Source organism: Acetobacteraceae bacterium (assembly GCA_004843345.1).
Taxonomy (GTDB): Bacteria; Pseudomonadota; Alphaproteobacteria; order Acetobacterales; family Acetobacteraceae.
This window is the reverse complement of sequence record CP039460.1, coordinates 1,675,477-1,690,944: the sequence shown is the minus strand read 5'-3', so window position 1 is coordinate 1,690,944 and position 15,468 is coordinate 1,675,477. Positions and strand designations below refer to the sequence as shown.

Here is a 15,468-nt window from a genome sequence, read left to right as displayed (position 1 = left end):
TATTTCTTCTAAAAACGTAGCATTCATTCTATGAAAAAATTCATGCTTCTCTTTTCTTCTGCTGTGGTTTTGATTTTTGTCTGCTTAATGATTTATGCGCTAAAGGAGCCTGCGAATATGGATCAGGAATGGGGCGGCCCAATGTTTTATGCCGTTAAAAACGGCGATGTTAAAAAGGTACAGAAACTCGCTGCTAAAAAAATCGGTCTTGAGGAAAGAGACCCGGCAGATAATACTACACCTGTGATTCGTTCTGCTGGGCAAGGCGATTGGGACATGGTGGAGATTTTACTCAAAGCTGGCGCCGATCCTTGGGCACAAGATGAAATGGGATACACGACGGGATCAAGTGCTTTTTTTAACCGCGATAAATATTTCCCTGGCCATGATCAAATGCTGCACTATCGGAATGTAAAAAAAATCCTGCTCAAAATAGGCTATCCTGTCAATCCAACCCCAAGTCCTAAAAAAATCAGACAATTGGTTAAAGAAGGTAAATGGCCGCCTGAAGGTGTCAAGTTAAGTGCTGAAGGTATGGATGGTAATCAGCTTAAAATGTCTGATTTTACGGAAGCAGAGCAAAAACTCATTGAGCCTCATCCGGGAGAAGTCGTTTATGGACGCGATGCTCATGGGAACCTGATTTATCAGAAAGGTTCTTATGATGGTAAAAACTGATTCTCCTCAAAAACTCAGTGATAAATGCTCCAAGCTTGCTGCTGGTCATGTTTTATCTCCTTCAGAAGCGCCCTCTCAAAATTTAAATGAGGCCTGCCAATCACTCTTTTCCAAAGGTAAAGAACTTCAATTCTAAAAAGCAAACGCCTTAGCCAATCAAGAAGTGTATTGTTGTTCCACCACGACATTGAAACATCCAATAAATCAGTACAGTAATTTTAGCAGTTAGCGTTTTTCTACTTCACATAATTGTATTATACTGCTCTCCCAGAGATGGAGCTTAATAAATCTCTGCTGAGAATCTGATACATGTTAAAAAAAACCATCAAAATTTGCTTAGGATGTTTATTTCTTTCGCAAGTAGGAATCAACCTAATACTGCCCAAAGAAGTTAAAGGAAGCGAAATGTCTGAACCAACTGCGAAAGAAAGCAAACTTATTCACCCTTTACTAGGGGCTATCATGAATGATCGTCTAGATGGGCCGAATGGTGTCAGAGAACTTTCTAAAAATAAAAGTCTTCTAAATAAACGTAATCCTGCTCCTAATGAAACAAATTATACGCCTCTTATTCGCGCAGCGAGTCAAGGGTCTTGGCAGATGGTAGAGATTTTACTCAAAGCCGGCGCCGATCCTTGGGCTTACGATGAGTTTGGACATATAGTTGCCCGTTTCGCCTTTAACGATCAAATATATCCACTTGTAAAAGAAGTGCCTTACCGAGAAAATGTCCGAAAGATTCTGCTCAAAATAGGATATACTCGTCACCCTCCAGTGAGAAGGGAGGTTCTAAAACTTGCTCAAGAGGGTAAATGGCCACCTGAAGGTGTCAGACTGACGGCAGAAGGAGTGTCTGGTGACGAGTAATCTTTGCGCAACGCTTGCGGATTACAAGACGAATGCTTTAGCTAGCCAAGAAGCCTATAAAGCTCCTGAGGATCGTATTGCCCCACCAGGATATCGAAATGCTACCGAAACTGATCTAAAATCTCTAGGATTAAAATTAGCGGATATTGAGCATCCACTAAATAATGGAGAAGCTAGTAATTTTCGCGCTGCTATTTTTATAGATCATGAAACTGGCGCTCCATTAGTCGCCTTTAAAGGTACTGACTTTACAAGCTTGCAAGATTGGAAACAAAATCTTACGCAAGGTGTTGGATTAAAGTCATTTTACTATGCTCAAGCCCAGAATATTGCCAACATATTAAACGATGAAGGCATTGAAAACGTTTCTTACACAGGTCACTCTTTAGGCGGAGGATTAGCCTCCGCCGCAGCAAAAGCATCTGGCAATCCGGCAACAATTTTCAATGCCGCAGGATTGCGTTCGGGTACTGTGGCTTCTCCGCAGCCTTCCGCAATCACAGACGTAAATGTTCAAGGAGAGTTTTTAACAAAAATCCAAAAAAATAAACTTTTTGCAAAAGCAGCTGGTGTTCAACATGTCACCCTTCCTGCTGCTGATGATGAAAGTTCTTCTTCCATCACTCGCCATGGTACAGATGCTATTTTGAGATCCATTGAAGCTTCTCAAAGAAATGCTGGTTGTATCCCACAAACACCATCCCTCCCAGAAACCCCCACCCCCAGCAAGAACACGGTAACTGTACGCTCTACTCCAGCTCCTAATGATAAAGGCACGTATCAGGTGCCTTTTTTATTGCAGCTGAAAACCCCACTCGGCAAAGACGGCGAAAGTTTTAATCCAAAAGCCCTTCATGCGGCTTCCTTCTACGCTGAAGAAACCCTCTCACAACCTTATTTCTTTAAACTCAAACTCTTTGCCAATGAGCAGAATATCTCCCCAGACAAGCTCATTCGCCAGAAGGTCTCTCTCCTCATTAAACGTCAAAACGGAGAAGACCGTTATTTCCATGGTGTTGTTCATAGTTTTACACAAGAAGAAACCCATGAAGACCGTGGCTGGGTTTATCATATGGAAGTCGTGCCAGAGCTTTATTTCTTAAAAGACCAGCAGATCAATCGTACCTTTCAGCAAAAAACCGCCAAAGCCATCCTCGAAGAAATCCTCACAGACGCAAATATTGAACCCAACTTCTCTCATATTGAGGATACAACCACGCTGCCTTATGTGACGCAGTTTAATGAAACACATTTAGACTTTCTACACCGCCTCATGCGTGAAAATGGCTATTTCTATTATTTTAGGCATACGCAAGAAGAAGCTCAGATGGTTATTGGCAGAGACAATAAAGCTTTTGAGAAAAAAGCGCCAAATCTTTACCAACTGGGACAAGGCGGAGATCATCAGCATCTTTTACGAGAGTTCCACAGCACAGCAAAAACCCTTCCTAAAAAAATCACTGTTCTCACCAGTAATTTAGATAAAGAGGAAGATACCGCCGATGCAAGTTTTTCTGGAACAAAACAATCCGAAACGCTCTTAACAGGGGAACGTTCTCTTTGGAAAGAACAGAGAGAGACAAAGAACTGGGTTGAGCAAAAGGCAGCCTCCTCCTCTCCTTCGTCCAGCACAACACCCCAAGAGGGATTAGCTGACTATACCCAGCAAGCAATCCTGGCTTCTGCTTCTCTGTGCAGTGGACTGAGTACCGATCCAACCTTCCAACCTGGCCTTAAAATTCACATTGCGGCTTCTAAAACAGATAAAGAAGGATATCCTTATGTTTTACAGCAGGTTATCCATCAGGCTGAAGATTTAAGTTGGTATCGCTCCAATGGAGAAAAACCTAAAGCGCCCTCCTATGATAATCAATTCAAAGCCTTCCCTTCAGAAATCAATTGGCATGATGAAGTTCCGCAACGTCCACTGATTGGCGGAATTTATAGTGGTCTCATTCAAGGCAATCAAAACAAAGGAACGATTGAGACCGATAAACTTGGGAGAATAAAAGTCAAACTTCGTTTTGATCAGGATAAAACAACGAAAGCTGGGAATATCATCTGGGCGCGTCTTTTAAACCCATGGTCTGGAGAGAATTATGGCTGGATGCATTTACCACGGGTTGGAACAGAAGTTGCGGTCTCTTTTATGGGCGGAGACATTGACCAGCCTGTAATTGTTGGATGCTTTTATAACAATCAGGACCTTCCGCCCTATAAGCTTCCAGATAAATCTTCTGTTTCTGGGATCAAAACACGCACCTTAGGATCAGAACAAGCTGGAGATGGAAATGAACTTTGTTTTGACGATAATAAGGACAACGAGACGTCTCTTACCTTAAAATCACAACGTTCTATGCGTCTGGAAGCTCTCCAAAACCAAAATATCAATGTCCATAAAAATCAATCCGTGGAAATCTCTGGCAAGCAAGAATTAACCGTAAAAGAAAAGCAAACGGTGAAGGTTGAGAAAGGCAGAGAAACCGTTATTGGCGAGGGCGATACACTCACCATCAAAGGCGGACCACTGGCAATAAAAACCAGTAATGGCAAAATTGTCATTGAAGCGAATTCAGGAATTGAATTTAGATGTGGCCCAGCAACAATTGAATTTTCGCCAGCAGGTATTTCTATTAAAGGCGGAACCATCTCATTCGATTAGGGGACTATTTATGGTTAGGAAATCAGCAGAAACAATCCAAAAATTTAAAATCTTATCATCTTTTGACATTGCTGAACTTGAGCAGGAAGTTAACCAGCATTTACAGGATGGGTGGTTCTTACTCCCAGGTGGGTACCAAACCATTCAAGAAAGTGCACGCGTGGAAATTTCACCAGATGAGGAAAATCCCCAGAACGGAATGTCCAGCAGAACTTGTTATACAACAAAATTCACAATAGCCCTTTATCAGTAAACATTCTCTTTTAGAGAAAAGACTAAATCCTCGAGATCTAATCTCCGTTGCTTTTTCATTGGAAGCCAACTGGTGAGCCCGAGTTTTGTCTTTCCTAATGTTAGAGCAGGAACATCCTGCTTATCTAAAACAAGACGAATTTTAAAATCTACTGTCTTCCCAAGATAGGACTGAATAAGCTTAAAGAGTTCCTGCAATCGCTTTGAAGGGGGCAAAAGAATTGAAAACTTTTTAAAATTTAATGGACCAATCACAATCCAAATACATCCATCGACGTCCCAATAACGTTTTCCCAGCACACATCCTTTATCCAATTGATTGTACTGCCCTTTGAATCCTTTAGAAGGAAGCCGTGTTATTTGGTCTTCTGGGAGCTTGCTCCACTGCCCTTTTAGCTGTTCAATACGCACCCTACTTTCCAGCCAGCCTTCTAAAAAATTTCTTAATTTTTCAGCAGATCGTCTTTTCCCTGCAAATAAACCTGAAAAGAAAATCCGCGTTTCATCTAATTTATCAAAAGAAGATAAATCCGGATCTCTTCCAGTCAATGCAAGCAAAGAACGTGTAAACAAAACAGAATTAGATTTCTTATGATCCGCAATCGCTTTTGTAATCTGAAGATGTGGCTGATATTTTATACCTGCCAGAGCAAATTGCTTGAGTGGCTGTTGCGTTAAAAGGTTAAGCAAATCATTCAGCGCATAGGAGTTTGCATGATTTTCTTTACTCAATTCTGCTGTAAAATAGCGAGGCAAGACACTATTATGTCCAACCAAACCGCTAAAACTTGTTGTTAATCTAATTCGTCCTCTAAAATCCTCTCTTACAGCAAGGATATGTGCGCTCGGCGTAACCAAATTATCAACGACTTGAAAAAAAACGTCTTTTTTATCTGCCCATCCAGAAATCAACATAAAAGCAGCATCAAAAGTAAACACATAGGGAGAATGAAAAAGATGTCCTAACGCCTTTTCTCTACGAGTTCTCTCTTTTTTCCTGATGATTGCGGGCGTCTTCATGTCTATATGAGCTCCTGAAGACCAATACGAGGCGGGAATACAGCAATTGGCTCTTGTTGATCTTTAAGATACGCGCTCGTCACGACAAAGGTGTTAATTGTAGCGTTCAGAGCTAAAAATCGTTCTAAAATACAGGCTAGTAAATAAATTCCATGACGATGCCACGATTTTCGTTCAAAAATTAAAGAAATTTTAATCCCCTTGCAAAAGGCTAAAGGTACTTTCTGAGGGTGTCGCATAGTTGTAAAAACAGCATTCACAGAAATTAAGCTCTCAATGAGCATAGTGCTTTCCGCCGTTTGGCAGACATCATAGAGAGAAAGGAGCTTTTTCAATGAGGCTGCTGCTTTTTCCCCTTTTTCTTCACACAAATGATCCAACGTTAAATGAGAAATAAGGCTCCAAGCCTTCTTGTCATGTAAAACAGGCTGCCAGCAAGGTGAAAACGGCGTCAGTGATTCTATTTTTTTAAAGGCCGTATTTTTAAAATATGGCGCACCTTTTCCAAAAGGAATGGCTAATGGCAAATTACCGTTATGCAACCAAGCATTCATCGATAGAACAGGAAAAGAATCTTTTTGAGTATCCATTTCAAAATCAATTGGATTAAAAAAAAGCTCTCTTTTTGAGTTTTTGAGAGAAAAACGCTGCCCTAGCGTATATCTGCCCAAAGCCTGCGTCTCATGATAAGCTAAATTTTGATAAAGCGATCGCCAATACCCTCTTTCACCATTTTCTAAAATTTCATAGACTTCTTTTAATCTCCAGACCTCTAAATAATTTCTTTTTGTTGAATCAGCTATAAGAGGGTAAGAAGTTTTTGTTAAATCCAAAGAAATTGGATCTATTGATCCCTCAAAAAGGTTAATAACAGGGACACAATTTAATTTTAGAATGTCTGCATGAAATAATGTCTCAAAAAGCTTATTGGTAACATTAAAGAAAAAATAAAGAACTTTTTCGGACTGTTTTACACCAGTGAAATAACTGCTTAGCCCCTTTAATTTGATGAATAAAAACTTTTTTAAAAATCCAAAATATTCATATAAAAAATGAAAACCAGAAAAAGACTGCGCAAAATCAGGTAGTAAAAAATTTTCTATATCAAATCCAGGCATCTCTAAAACGGAAGGTGGAACAAAAACAGGAGCTGTGTCCTCTACGTCATCCGCAATCAGAATCCCTATGAGATGCTGCGTCATCAATTCAAAAAGAGTAATAGCTTGCCCATCTGAGGCGTTTAAATAAAAACATAGATTTTCTGGAGAGATTTCTCCAAAACTTGCTTGTTTGTCGAATAATTTCAAAGAAATACGCACATAGCTTTTTGCATGCTGTATTTTGGGATGTTTCGGGGCTTTAAAAGGCTGAGCTTCAAAAAAAGCTTTTTCTGCTTTTATAGGCCAAACTTCAGTCTCCATTGTACTCATAAAAGGGTACTTCTCGCCTTCAGGAGAAAGCGTTGAGAAAGATGTTCCCTTTTCCAATAAAAATTTTTCTCTCCTAGAAGTCGGAAGAAAAAGCTCTACGATACTTGCACACGGCATCGGCGATAAAACATGAGGAAACAAAACATCCAACATAGCGTCCGTTAACTCAGGATATTCATCATCAAGACGTTTTTGAGTACGCCCTGCTAAAAAAGCGGATCCCTCCAATAATCTTTCTACATGAGGATCCTCAACGAGATCAGGAGAGACACGAAGGCGCTTTGCTATTTTAGGATTATCTTCTGAAAATTCAGCTGCTAATTTCTTAAGGGTCTCTAATTCGCGTTGATAATAATAAACAAAATCATCATTCATCTTTTATTCCCTTAAAAATTTATAACCCTGTTTAAATTACGGCAGCATCAATACGTATTATTCTTCCGAAATTTTTAAAGATATATCAAAATAAACAGCCTCATCCCGATAAGGAGGGCATAATGTTGCCTCAACAACAATAGGTAAAAAACCGTGGAGATATGCCTCTTGTGGCATCAAAATAACGTTAACATGACTTAAACGTGGCTCAAAAAGCAAAAGCAAATCTTCAAGATTTTGTCGAATAATTTCTAAATCTTCCTCATTAGAAAAAGCGTACATTTTCAAATCATTTAAGCCAAATCCCAAAAAAGATTTTTTAAGATCCCGGCACTCTTTCGGCAAAATACTCCATGCTGATCTCGAGTTTAAAAGACGCTCTAGATCAAAACTAATGGAAGAAACAAGATGATCCATCTCGCTCTCTGTCCCTGATAGCAAATCAGTCTTTTGCTTAGGATTACCATCATGTAAATGGTCTAGAAGAGAAGAAAAATTATCCATAACAAGCTCTCAAATATCTTATTTAGAACGTTTAGAAAGCATCGTTTTAAAATGAAAAGTAGCAACTGCATTTTCCAGCTGATAATGCGGTTCGATCTTAATAAGACAATGATATTTTTCAGCGTCTTCTGAGGGCTCTAATGAAACATCACTGGATAGCAAAGGATATCTTGCCCTACCGTCTAAAGATGAACTTGCATTAACGCTTGTATATTGGGATAGCCATCTCCGAAGCTCTTGAGAAATTTCATCTGCATTTGTGAATCTCCCGACCATATCTCTTCCCAGCATTTTGATATAATGCGCAAAGCGGCAAGCACATAGTAAAGGCCCAAAATCTCTATTTATGCGCCTATGTGCCTCTGCCATTTTGGACTGTTTTGTACTCACTTCTGGCAACTGAACACTACAAGTAGAAACAAAAGCAATATGTCCATCTACGAGTGTATTTATAAGCATGAAGCCCGACGAAGTAATATCTCGCTCCTGTTCATCTGTAAAACCCAAAGCAACAGGAGCTTGTGGCAAAAAGGTATAACTCCCAAAACGAAAAGTATCTGTCGCTTTTTTCTGGATAAAAGCTCCCCCCTCATGCCCAGGAACAATCCCACGAATATCAGCAGGCCATCCAAACCTTTGACAAGCTCTAATGACGTTTCTTCCAAACTCGTAAATTCCAGGAGACCAACAATAATCCTCAAGAGAAGAAATTTTTTCTGAATGTCCCATTAAATTATTGTCATAGGTCCAACGCGAACGGGCACGTACATAAGGTAATACTAAGCCAACAAAACGGGCATTTTCTGTATATTGAAACTTTCGCCAATGATGATAAACCCTATCCTCAAACACACTGCTGATATGATGACTATTGGCAAGGTTTGTAAAACTGTCTGCCCCGAACAAAGACGGCGACGCACTTAAAACAACTGGAATAAAAGACACAGCGGCAATATTTGAAACATGCTTTAGGTCTTCGATATCACGTGGATGATATGAAATTTCATGATCTATCAACATCAGACCAAAAGGTTGTCCTCCAGGATGGCCAAATTCGTTTTCATACCATAATTGAAACAATTTCGAGTCATCAAAATCTACCGAACGGCTAAGATCCTTTGAGATTTCCTTCCAAGATGCTGGAAAAAACCGCACAATAACTTTTGAAACTCTCTGCGCTGACCGAAACTGTTTTACAACGAGTGATGCCAACCCTCGCCAACGTCCTTCTAATTTTTGATATTTCTCAGCATGCAGAATACGGTCTATTTGTTCATCTAAAAGCGTCTTAAGCGCTAAAAGATCTTTTTCAATTGCCGAACGCAAAAGCGCTTTTAGAGTTTCCTTAGAAACATTTCCTTCCAGAGAAAAATAAGTCTCCAAAGCGCCAAACCATAAAGAAAACGCCGTCAGATCATCGTTTAAAAACGCATCATAATCTTCTGAAAGATTTGAAAAATCTCCAGAAAAAAAAATTTCTCTTACACTCAGAGTGCTACCAGCCTCTGACAGATTCAGAGGCTGGTTATCAGGCTTTTTAGGCACGTTCTGGAATACGGGCGACCATACGCATGCTCGTCGTCAATTCCTCAAGCTGTAACCAAGGGCACATATATGTGACAGCATTATATGACCCAGGGCATCCAGGGATTTCGGTTACTTCCACCTTGGCGGCACGTAAAGGATAGCTCGCTTTACCTTCAGCTCCAGACAAGGCGTTATCGTTGACATAACGTGAAATCCAGTCATTCAGCCAGCGCTCACAATCGGAAACCTCCAAAAAAGATCCAATCTTATCACGTGCCATCACTTTCAAATAATGTGAAAAACGGCTAGTCGCCATGATATACGGCAAGCGCGCAGAGATAGCCGCATTTGCAGTCGCTTCAGGCTTATCGTAAACAGCAGGTGATTGAACTGTCTGAGCGCCAAAGAAAACAGCATAATCTTCATTTTTATAATGACAAATTGGCAAGAAACCTAGCTTTGACAGCTCATATTCACGCCGATCTGTAATACCGATTTCGGTTGGACATTTTGCATCCATATCCCCGTCATCAGATTTAAAAATATGCTGAGGAAGGTTATCAATCCGTCCACCATTTTCTTTTCCACGAATTGTCGTACAAAAACCCGTTTTAGCAAAAGAATCTGTTAAACGTGCACCCATAAGATAAGCTGCGTTCATCCAGCAATACTGATCATGATCAAGCGCTAACGGCTTACCATCTTTGGAAAGTTTTGCTTCTTCAAAGTAAAGGCCATCCACTGAATTTGTATCAGCCCCATACGGCAAGCGAGCCAACACACGAGGCAGCGTCAATGAAACAAAACGGCTATCCTCTGTATTACGGAAATATCGCCATTTACTATATTCAACCGTGTCGAAAATTTTTGCCAAATCTCTTGGACGTGAAAGCTCTGTCCAATCCTTAAATCCAAACATTTCTGCACCTGCTGCGGAAATAAATGGCGCAAAAGCAGCTGCGGAAACATGGCTTATTTGACGAAGTGTCTCCAAATCTTCTGGTTTATGTGTCCACTCATAGTCACCAATCAAAGCGCCATAAGGTTCACCACCAGGCGTCCCAAACTCACTTTCATAAACCTTTCGAAACAAATTAGACTGGTCAAATTCCACTGCACGCGTCAGGTCTCGGTGCAATTCCTTTTTCGTTGCATTGACAACTCGAATTTTAAGATTTTGTCCCGTATCACTATTTTTCGTTAAATACTCAAGGCCACGCCAGCTACCCTCTAATTTCAAAAAACGTGGGTCGTGCATCACAGCTGTTAGCTGTTCGCTAATCGCATTATCTATTTTCTTGATCGCCTGATCTATTGTCAGAGTCAGGTTTCTATCAAAAACAACTGTGCCATTCTCAACACCTTCTGAAAGAGATTCAATTAATTCTAGAACTCTTTCTTTTTCTGTTTGACGTGTCGCAGCAATAACTTTCGGCAAAATAGAAGCTTCCTGCAACACAGGTGACTCAACCTTATTCGCCTCTTTCTCCATAACTTCGCTCATAATCAATCCTCCTTAGAATTAGATACCTCGTGAGATAACGACTTCATCTCATCTTTATTCTGTAAAATATGCTCCAATAATTGCTCTAATTCCTGAGAGCGATCTGCCTTACTCAAAAGGTCTCTCAAACGATTTCTGGTTTCCAAAAGCTTCTTTAATTCAGGAACTTGCTCCACAATATTCAAAGGCTCAAAATCTTCCATTTTTTCAAAGGAAAGATCTGCTTTTAAAGTGCTCCCATCATCTTTTATCGTATTTGGCACCTCCAACTTCAGGGAAGGCGACATTTTTGACATGACTTCATTAAAATTATGACTATCTATCTGCACAAAACGACGTTCATTATATGGACGAAGCGATTTGGTTGAATCTCCTGCAAAATCTCCCATGACGCCAACGACAAACGGAAGCTCTCTTGTTTTTTCAGCCCCTTCTGTTTCTACTTCGTACGTGATGTGAACACGCGGTTTGCGTACACGTGAAAGTTTATTGTGGATACTATCATTCATGCTCATATTTCTTTCTTAAAAACAAAGAGAATGCCCATAGAAAATGGACAAAACACAGGATTAAAACACAGAAGAAAGATGCTATTCCTTAGAAAAAAACATACCGAGCCTAGTCATAACATCATTTCTTACATTCTCATCTTGAATGACATTTTTCAAGAGATCTGGCAGACCCAAACGAGCCTGCTGTACAGAATTTTCAATGGCATAGCTTAAAGGAGACTGTGGCTCTCTACGCCGAAACTCCTCCGCCAAACGCAAGATTTCACCTAAAATCTCTTCCCGCCCCCAATGAGGGAGGTCTCTACCTGCCTTCCTCTGAGAAAGTTCCGATTTTTCTTCCCCCTCAGGAACAATTTCGGACAACGGTACATAACGGTCACTTACAAGTTGAATCTCTTCTAAAAGCTCTCTTACACGTCTAAGAGAAGGCGGAACAATCTCATAAAATGCACATTTATCATCAATAACCGCTTCCAGCCCTTTCCAAGCCTCACATGCCAAACGACACTCTGACGATAAATTTTTCATTGCATCCTGTGAAGCATAAGCCATGTTTTCGAGAGTCGAAAATTCAGGAAGATTTTCGATCATGGACGAAACACTATTGCCTTGCCCTTTTGCCAAACTGATTTCTTGAGATCTTACAAATTTCCAGAAAGGCAATGGCTCTCCCTCATCCATCTTTAAAAAAGGAAGACTCCTCAAGGGCTGAATAATCGTTCCATCACGCCCTTCCCCACTCAAGGCACTAATAGAAAAAAAACGTTCCTCAGGATCTTGAACATCAAATTCGGGATAGGAACGATCCCAAAAGCCCTTTAAAATTTCTATCATTATTGGAACGCTAAAGATAATCCCACGCAGAAAATCCAAACGTGCGCAGGCCTCAATCAACCAGCTGGCAACCTCAACATCTCGACTCTGACTTAGAATAATCTCTAAGGCAAGTTCCTTTATCTGTGCCCATTCCTCTGGAGTCTGCGGAACTAGATCAGGATTATTATCAATTTTGCGCTCTTTTTCACGCGCCTCATAACGTAAATCTTTGAGTTTCGTAAAAGGATTTGCAAGGTCCACGTTTAAACGTAAATTCTCCCCAGCATTCCCTTGTAAAGATTTTAAACTCTCCAATGGCGAGGGTTGTTTGCCTGCTTCATCCAAAAACAATTTTTCCTCCCTCTGGAGAATCAAATATTCTATATCTTTAAGATAATTGTTGGTGCGCCGACTTTAATCTAAATGACAAGTGAAGCGCCAAATCACATTTCCTTTTCTGGTAGGATAAGCCTTATAAGTGTAACGGTATAGAGCTTAATGTCTTTTTCTTTTAAATTCTTTTTGTTTCTCTTAAGCTTTTTTTCGATAGCCATAATCGTAACGACAGCTCCAGCATTAGAGAAAACCCCTCTTATGTTCGCTGCTTTTTCCGAAAGCTGGGAAGATGGAGAAATCCTCTTAGATAACGGTGCGAATCCTTGGGCCTATGATAAATTTGGGCTCGTCATTGATGCTGATGATTTCCATAGTCCGACAACGGAAAGAGATGTGGCCGCTTATTGGCGTGTACGGGAAAAACTTCTTAAAATGGGCTATTCCATTCCTACCCCAAGGCCAAAAGAAATTCTCAAAATGGCAGAAGAAGGGAAATGACCACCTGCTTTCGTCAGTGAAGAATTTAAACGGACATCAAGGCCCTAATTCAAAGTAAAACAATGGGACGCTTTATTTTAAAATTTCTTTCCTTACTTACCTCTCTATTCCTTTTAATAGGTGTTATCATATTCTGGAAAAAAGGATCAAAAACAATGACAGAACCCCCTGAAGCAACAAGTGATAAGCCTTATAAATACACGGGCTACAGGCCATTGCTAGGAGCTGTCATGCACGGCGACCTGAAAAGTTTAAAACGCTTGGCCCCCCTAAAAAAAGGCATGGAAGATCGTAATTATAAGGGTGGGAAAACCCCTCTTATGTTTGCTGCTTTTTCTGGAAGCTGGGAGGATGCAGAAATCCTCTTAGATAATGGTGCGAATCCTTGGGCATATGATAAATTTGGGCTCGTCATTGATGCCGATGATTTCCATAGTCCGACAACGGAAAGAGATGTGGCCGCTTATTGGCGTGTACGGGAAAAACTCCTCAAAATGGGATATCCCATTCCTACCCCAAGACCAAAAGAAATTCTCAAAATGGTAGAAGAAGGCAAATGGCCACCTGCATTTGTCAGTGATTATTTTAAAAAGATAGCTAAGCCATGAATTTCCCTCAAATTTCCTTACAAGAGATTGAAGATGCTTTTGAGAAGGCGCAAATGCTTAAATTGACGAAAGAAGCACGCTTTGCCACCGATAAGGGAAAGCTCTTTGCGCCAGAAAAACGCGAAGCCCCCATAGGCTGGCATTCCGCCTCGGATGAGGAATTATCCTTTCTCGGATTAGACCGAAAAGGAGATTTGGAATTTCCAGAAGATCCAAACTCAAAAATTTTTACCAAGACACATTATTTTTCGCAAATTTTTATAAGCGACTCCGAGCCCAAAAAATATGTTCTCGCACATCCGGGGACGGATCCCCTCAATCTTCAAGATGTTTGGCAGAATGTAAAAAATGCATTTGGAGGCGATTCTTTCTACTATCGCCATAGCCGTGAGATTGCAAAAACAATTTTAAGAAACCATCCTGATCTTAATCTTGAAGCCGTTGGACATTCTTTAGGTGGCGGAGAATCTGCCGATATTGCAAAGGCAACAGGAATCAAAGCCACCACTTTTGCTGCTATGGGACCTAACCAAGCAAATGTTCCTGACGGGATTAACAATCCACCTGTTACGAATTTTTATATGGAAGGCGAATTTGCTCAAGTTTTACCCAGTATCGGCTTTCCTAAGCTGGAAGGTCAGCAAATTCCATTGCCTCAAGCGCATCCAGAAGCATTGGCACAAATGAACTCGCAAATTATGATGACAACGCCTAATCCGCTTCAAATGACGGCAGGCTGTTTTACACGTTATTTATTTGCCTTCCACAAGCATAGTTTGGACCGCACCATTCAAGGCTTAAAAGCCCTCATTACAGCGACGAAAAAGGCAGAAGACGCCGTTTCAGAAACCAAGCTAAAAATTACCAATACTCCTTCTTTTGCATTCGGCCTGCCACCTGTCTGCGAAGGAGACATTCACCTTTGTCCAATGCCATTTCATTTTGCGACTCCTATCATTGTGCCGGGCGTTTCCATTCTCATTGCTGGACGCCCTGCGGCTTTTTCAGGATGCAAATCGGCCTGTGCCGCCTCAATCGTAGGTACAGGACATCTGAAAATTAACGGAAGACGCACCGTTTTACTTGGAGATATCAGCTCTCACGGAGGGGTTTGCTCGGCCTCTCCCACCAGTGCTTTTGTAAGAATCCGCAAGGGGTGAGCTTTTATGTTTCTCCATCAAAAAAAATTATCTCTTACGCAATTTTAACCTTTTATAAAAAAATCTTTAATCCTAAAATCAATGCCAATAACGACACAACTCTCTAAACGAATGTCCTATTTTAGATAATTCGTTTAAGTGGTGCTTTTGAAAAATTCAGGAGATATAAATGGGCGTTTATCTAAAATACAATAATGAGACAATCGGAGATGTTACCGAAGCTCAGCACAAAGGCTGGGTTGAGATTCTTGATCTCGACTGGAACATGACACGTAGCATTCGAAATGCTGTTGGGGTTGGGAAAAACCGTGAGTCCAGCTCTGCAAATGTGAGTGAGCTCGCCATCACAAAATATATCGATAGCGCAAGTCATAAATTTGTGACCTATGCTTTCACAGGCCAAGCGAAAGAGGCTCAAATTGACTTTACCCGTGTCAATGAAGGCGGCGAGACTCTTATCCGTACAATTGTATTGAAAAATGCAATTATGGCGAAGATGGAAAACTCTTACACCTCTCGGGATCAGGAAAAACGTCTTTTAGAAGATACACGTCCTCTTGAGAAAATCTCCTTCAACTTCACAGAAATCACAATTTCTGACTATGGTGAAGACCTAAGTGGTAAACCTAAAGGCCCAAGCCGTGTCATCTATGATTTGACACAAGCCAAAACTTTATAAAATCACAGGCACGGGCTGTATCTTTTAGATATAGCCCGTT

15 protein-coding genes are annotated in these 15,468 nt (G+C 40.6%); 8 read left to right on the top strand and 7 right to left on the bottom strand.

Going from position 1 to position 15,468, the window contains the following annotated elements; translation table 11 throughout:
* The first annotated feature begins 30 nt into the window (after positions 1-30).
* From FAI40_08230 to FAI40_08215, 4 genes are all read left to right on the top strand, one after another.
* Positions 31-678 (top strand): ankyrin repeat domain-containing protein, encoded by a 648-nt coding sequence (locus FAI40_08230; protein QCE35315.1) that lies wholly within the window; start codon positions 31-33, stop codon positions 676-678.
* Positions 679-1,083: 405 nt separating this feature from the next.
* On the top strand, positions 1,084-1,545 hold the full coding sequence (locus FAI40_08225; protein QCE35314.1) for an ankyrin repeat domain-containing protein: 462 nt from the start codon (positions 1,084-1,086) through the stop codon (positions 1,543-1,545).
* Positions 1,535-4,207 (top strand): type VI secretion system tip protein VgrG, encoded by a 2,673-nt coding sequence (tssI, locus tag FAI40_08220; GenBank protein ID QCE35313.1) that lies wholly within the window; start codon positions 1,535-1,537, stop codon positions 4,205-4,207. Before FAI40_08225 ends, tssI begins: the two co-directional genes overlap by 11 nt.
* Before the next feature lie 10 nt (positions 4,208-4,217).
* Complete coding sequence (locus FAI40_08215; protein QCE35312.1) at positions 4,218-4,460, top strand: hypothetical protein; 243 nt, start codon at positions 4,218-4,220, stop codon at positions 4,458-4,460.
* Here FAI40_08215 and tssG read toward each other — a convergent pair.
* From tssG to FAI40_08180, 7 genes are all read right to left on the bottom strand, one after another.
* On the bottom strand, positions 4,454-5,479 hold the full coding sequence (gene tssG, locus FAI40_08210) for a type VI secretion system baseplate subunit TssG (GenBank protein ID QCE35311.1): 1,026 nt from the start codon (positions 5,477-5,479) through the stop codon (positions 4,454-4,456). The two genes, FAI40_08215 and tssG, sit on opposite strands and share 7 nt — an antisense overlap.
* Before the next feature lie 2 nt (positions 5,480-5,481).
* Positions 5,482-7,284 (bottom strand): type VI secretion system baseplate subunit TssF, encoded by a 1,803-nt coding sequence (gene tssF, locus FAI40_08205; protein ID QCE35310.1) that lies wholly within the window; start codon positions 7,282-7,284, stop codon positions 5,482-5,484.
* 57 nt (positions 7,285-7,341) lie between these two features.
* Positions 7,342-7,788: a type VI secretion system baseplate subunit TssE gene (tssE, locus tag FAI40_08200; GenBank protein ID QCE35309.1), complete on the bottom strand. Its 447-nt coding sequence runs from the start codon at positions 7,786-7,788 to the stop codon at positions 7,342-7,344.
* A gap of 18 nt (positions 7,789-7,806) precedes the next feature.
* Positions 7,807-9,333: a type VI secretion system contractile sheath large subunit gene (gene tssC / locus FAI40_08195; GenBank protein ID QCE35308.1), complete on the bottom strand. Its 1,527-nt coding sequence runs from the start codon at positions 9,331-9,333 to the stop codon at positions 7,807-7,809.
* The gene (gene tssC, locus FAI40_08190; protein ID QCE35307.1) at positions 9,326-10,819 is read right to left on the bottom strand and encodes a type VI secretion system contractile sheath large subunit; all 1,494 of its coding nucleotides are present in this window, start codon (positions 10,817-10,819) and stop codon (positions 9,326-9,328) included. Before tssC (FAI40_08190) ends, tssC (FAI40_08195) begins: the two co-directional genes overlap by 8 nt.
* Positions 10,820-10,821: 2 nt before the next feature.
* The gene (tssB, locus tag FAI40_08185; GenBank protein ID QCE35306.1) at positions 10,822-11,328 is read right to left on the bottom strand and encodes a type VI secretion system contractile sheath small subunit; all 507 of its coding nucleotides are present in this window, start codon (positions 11,326-11,328) and stop codon (positions 10,822-10,824) included.
* An 81-nt stretch (positions 11,329-11,409) separates the two neighbouring features.
* Complete coding sequence (locus tag FAI40_08180; protein ID QCE35305.1) at positions 11,410-12,531, bottom strand: hypothetical protein; 1,122 nt, start codon at positions 12,529-12,531, stop codon at positions 11,410-11,412.
* A 210-nt stretch (positions 12,532-12,741) separates the two neighbouring features.
* On the opposite strand from FAI40_08180, the gene FAI40_08175 reads away from it, so the two are divergent.
* The 4 genes from FAI40_08175 (at position 12,742) to FAI40_08160 (ending at position 15,428) form a co-directional block, all read left to right on the top strand.
* Positions 12,742-12,981 carry a hypothetical protein gene (locus tag FAI40_08175; protein ID QCE35304.1) on the top strand — a complete coding sequence of 80 codons (240 nt, stop codon included), beginning with the start codon at positions 12,742-12,744 and terminating at the stop codon, positions 12,979-12,981.
* A gap of 62 nt (positions 12,982-13,043) precedes the next feature.
* Positions 13,044-13,589: an ankyrin repeat domain-containing protein gene (locus tag FAI40_08170; GenBank protein ID QCE35303.1), complete on the top strand. Its 546-nt coding sequence runs from the start codon at positions 13,044-13,046 to the stop codon at positions 13,587-13,589.
* Positions 13,586-14,749, top strand: coding sequence for a hypothetical protein (locus FAI40_08165; GenBank protein QCE35302.1), 1,164 nt, complete (start codon positions 13,586-13,588; stop codon positions 14,747-14,749). Before FAI40_08170 ends, FAI40_08165 begins: the two co-directional genes overlap by 4 nt.
* A 169-nt stretch (positions 14,750-14,918) precedes the next feature.
* Positions 14,919-15,428, top strand: a complete 510-nt coding sequence (locus FAI40_08160) for a type VI secretion system tube protein Hcp (GenBank protein QCE35301.1) — start codon at positions 14,919-14,921, stop codon at positions 15,426-15,428.
* Positions 15,429-15,468 lie beyond the last annotated feature (40 nt).

Bases quoted from the DNA above. Each gene is read 5' to 3' on its own strand.
- tssB (QCE35306.1), bottom strand. From the start codon at position 11,328: ATGAATGATAGTATCCACAATAAACTTTCACGTGTACGCAAACCGCGT.
- tssG (QCE35311.1), bottom strand. From the start codon at position 5,479: ATGAAGACGCCCGCAATCATCAGGAAAAAAGAGAGAACTCGTAGAGAA.
- FAI40_08165 (QCE35302.1), top strand. From the start codon at position 13,586: ATGAATTTCCCTCAAATTTCCTTACAAGAGATTGAAGATGCTTTTGAG.
- FAI40_08170 (QCE35303.1), top strand. From the start codon at position 13,044: ATGGGACGCTTTATTTTAAAATTTCTTTCCTTACTTACCTCTCTATTC.
- FAI40_08160 (QCE35301.1), top strand. From the start codon at position 14,919: ATGGGCGTTTATCTAAAATACAATAATGAGACAATCGGAGATGTTACC.
- FAI40_08175 (QCE35304.1), top strand. From the start codon at position 12,742: ATGTTCGCTGCTTTTTCCGAAAGCTGGGAAGATGGAGAAATCCTCTTA.
- FAI40_08230 (QCE35315.1), top strand. From the start codon at position 31: ATGAAAAAATTCATGCTTCTCTTTTCTTCTGCTGTGGTTTTGATTTTT.
- FAI40_08225 (QCE35314.1), top strand. From the start codon at position 1,084: ATGTCTGAACCAACTGCGAAAGAAAGCAAACTTATTCACCCTTTACTA.
- tssE (QCE35309.1), bottom strand. From the start codon at position 7,788: ATGGATAATTTTTCTTCTCTTCTAGACCATTTACATGATGGTAATCCT.
- tssC (QCE35307.1), bottom strand. From the start codon at position 10,819: ATGAGCGAAGTTATGGAGAAAGAGGCGAATAAGGTTGAGTCACCTGTG.
- tssF (QCE35310.1), bottom strand. From the start codon at position 7,284: ATGAATGATGATTTTGTTTATTATTATCAACGCGAATTAGAGACCCTT.
- FAI40_08215 (QCE35312.1), top strand. From the start codon at position 4,218: ATGGTTAGGAAATCAGCAGAAACAATCCAAAAATTTAAAATCTTATCA.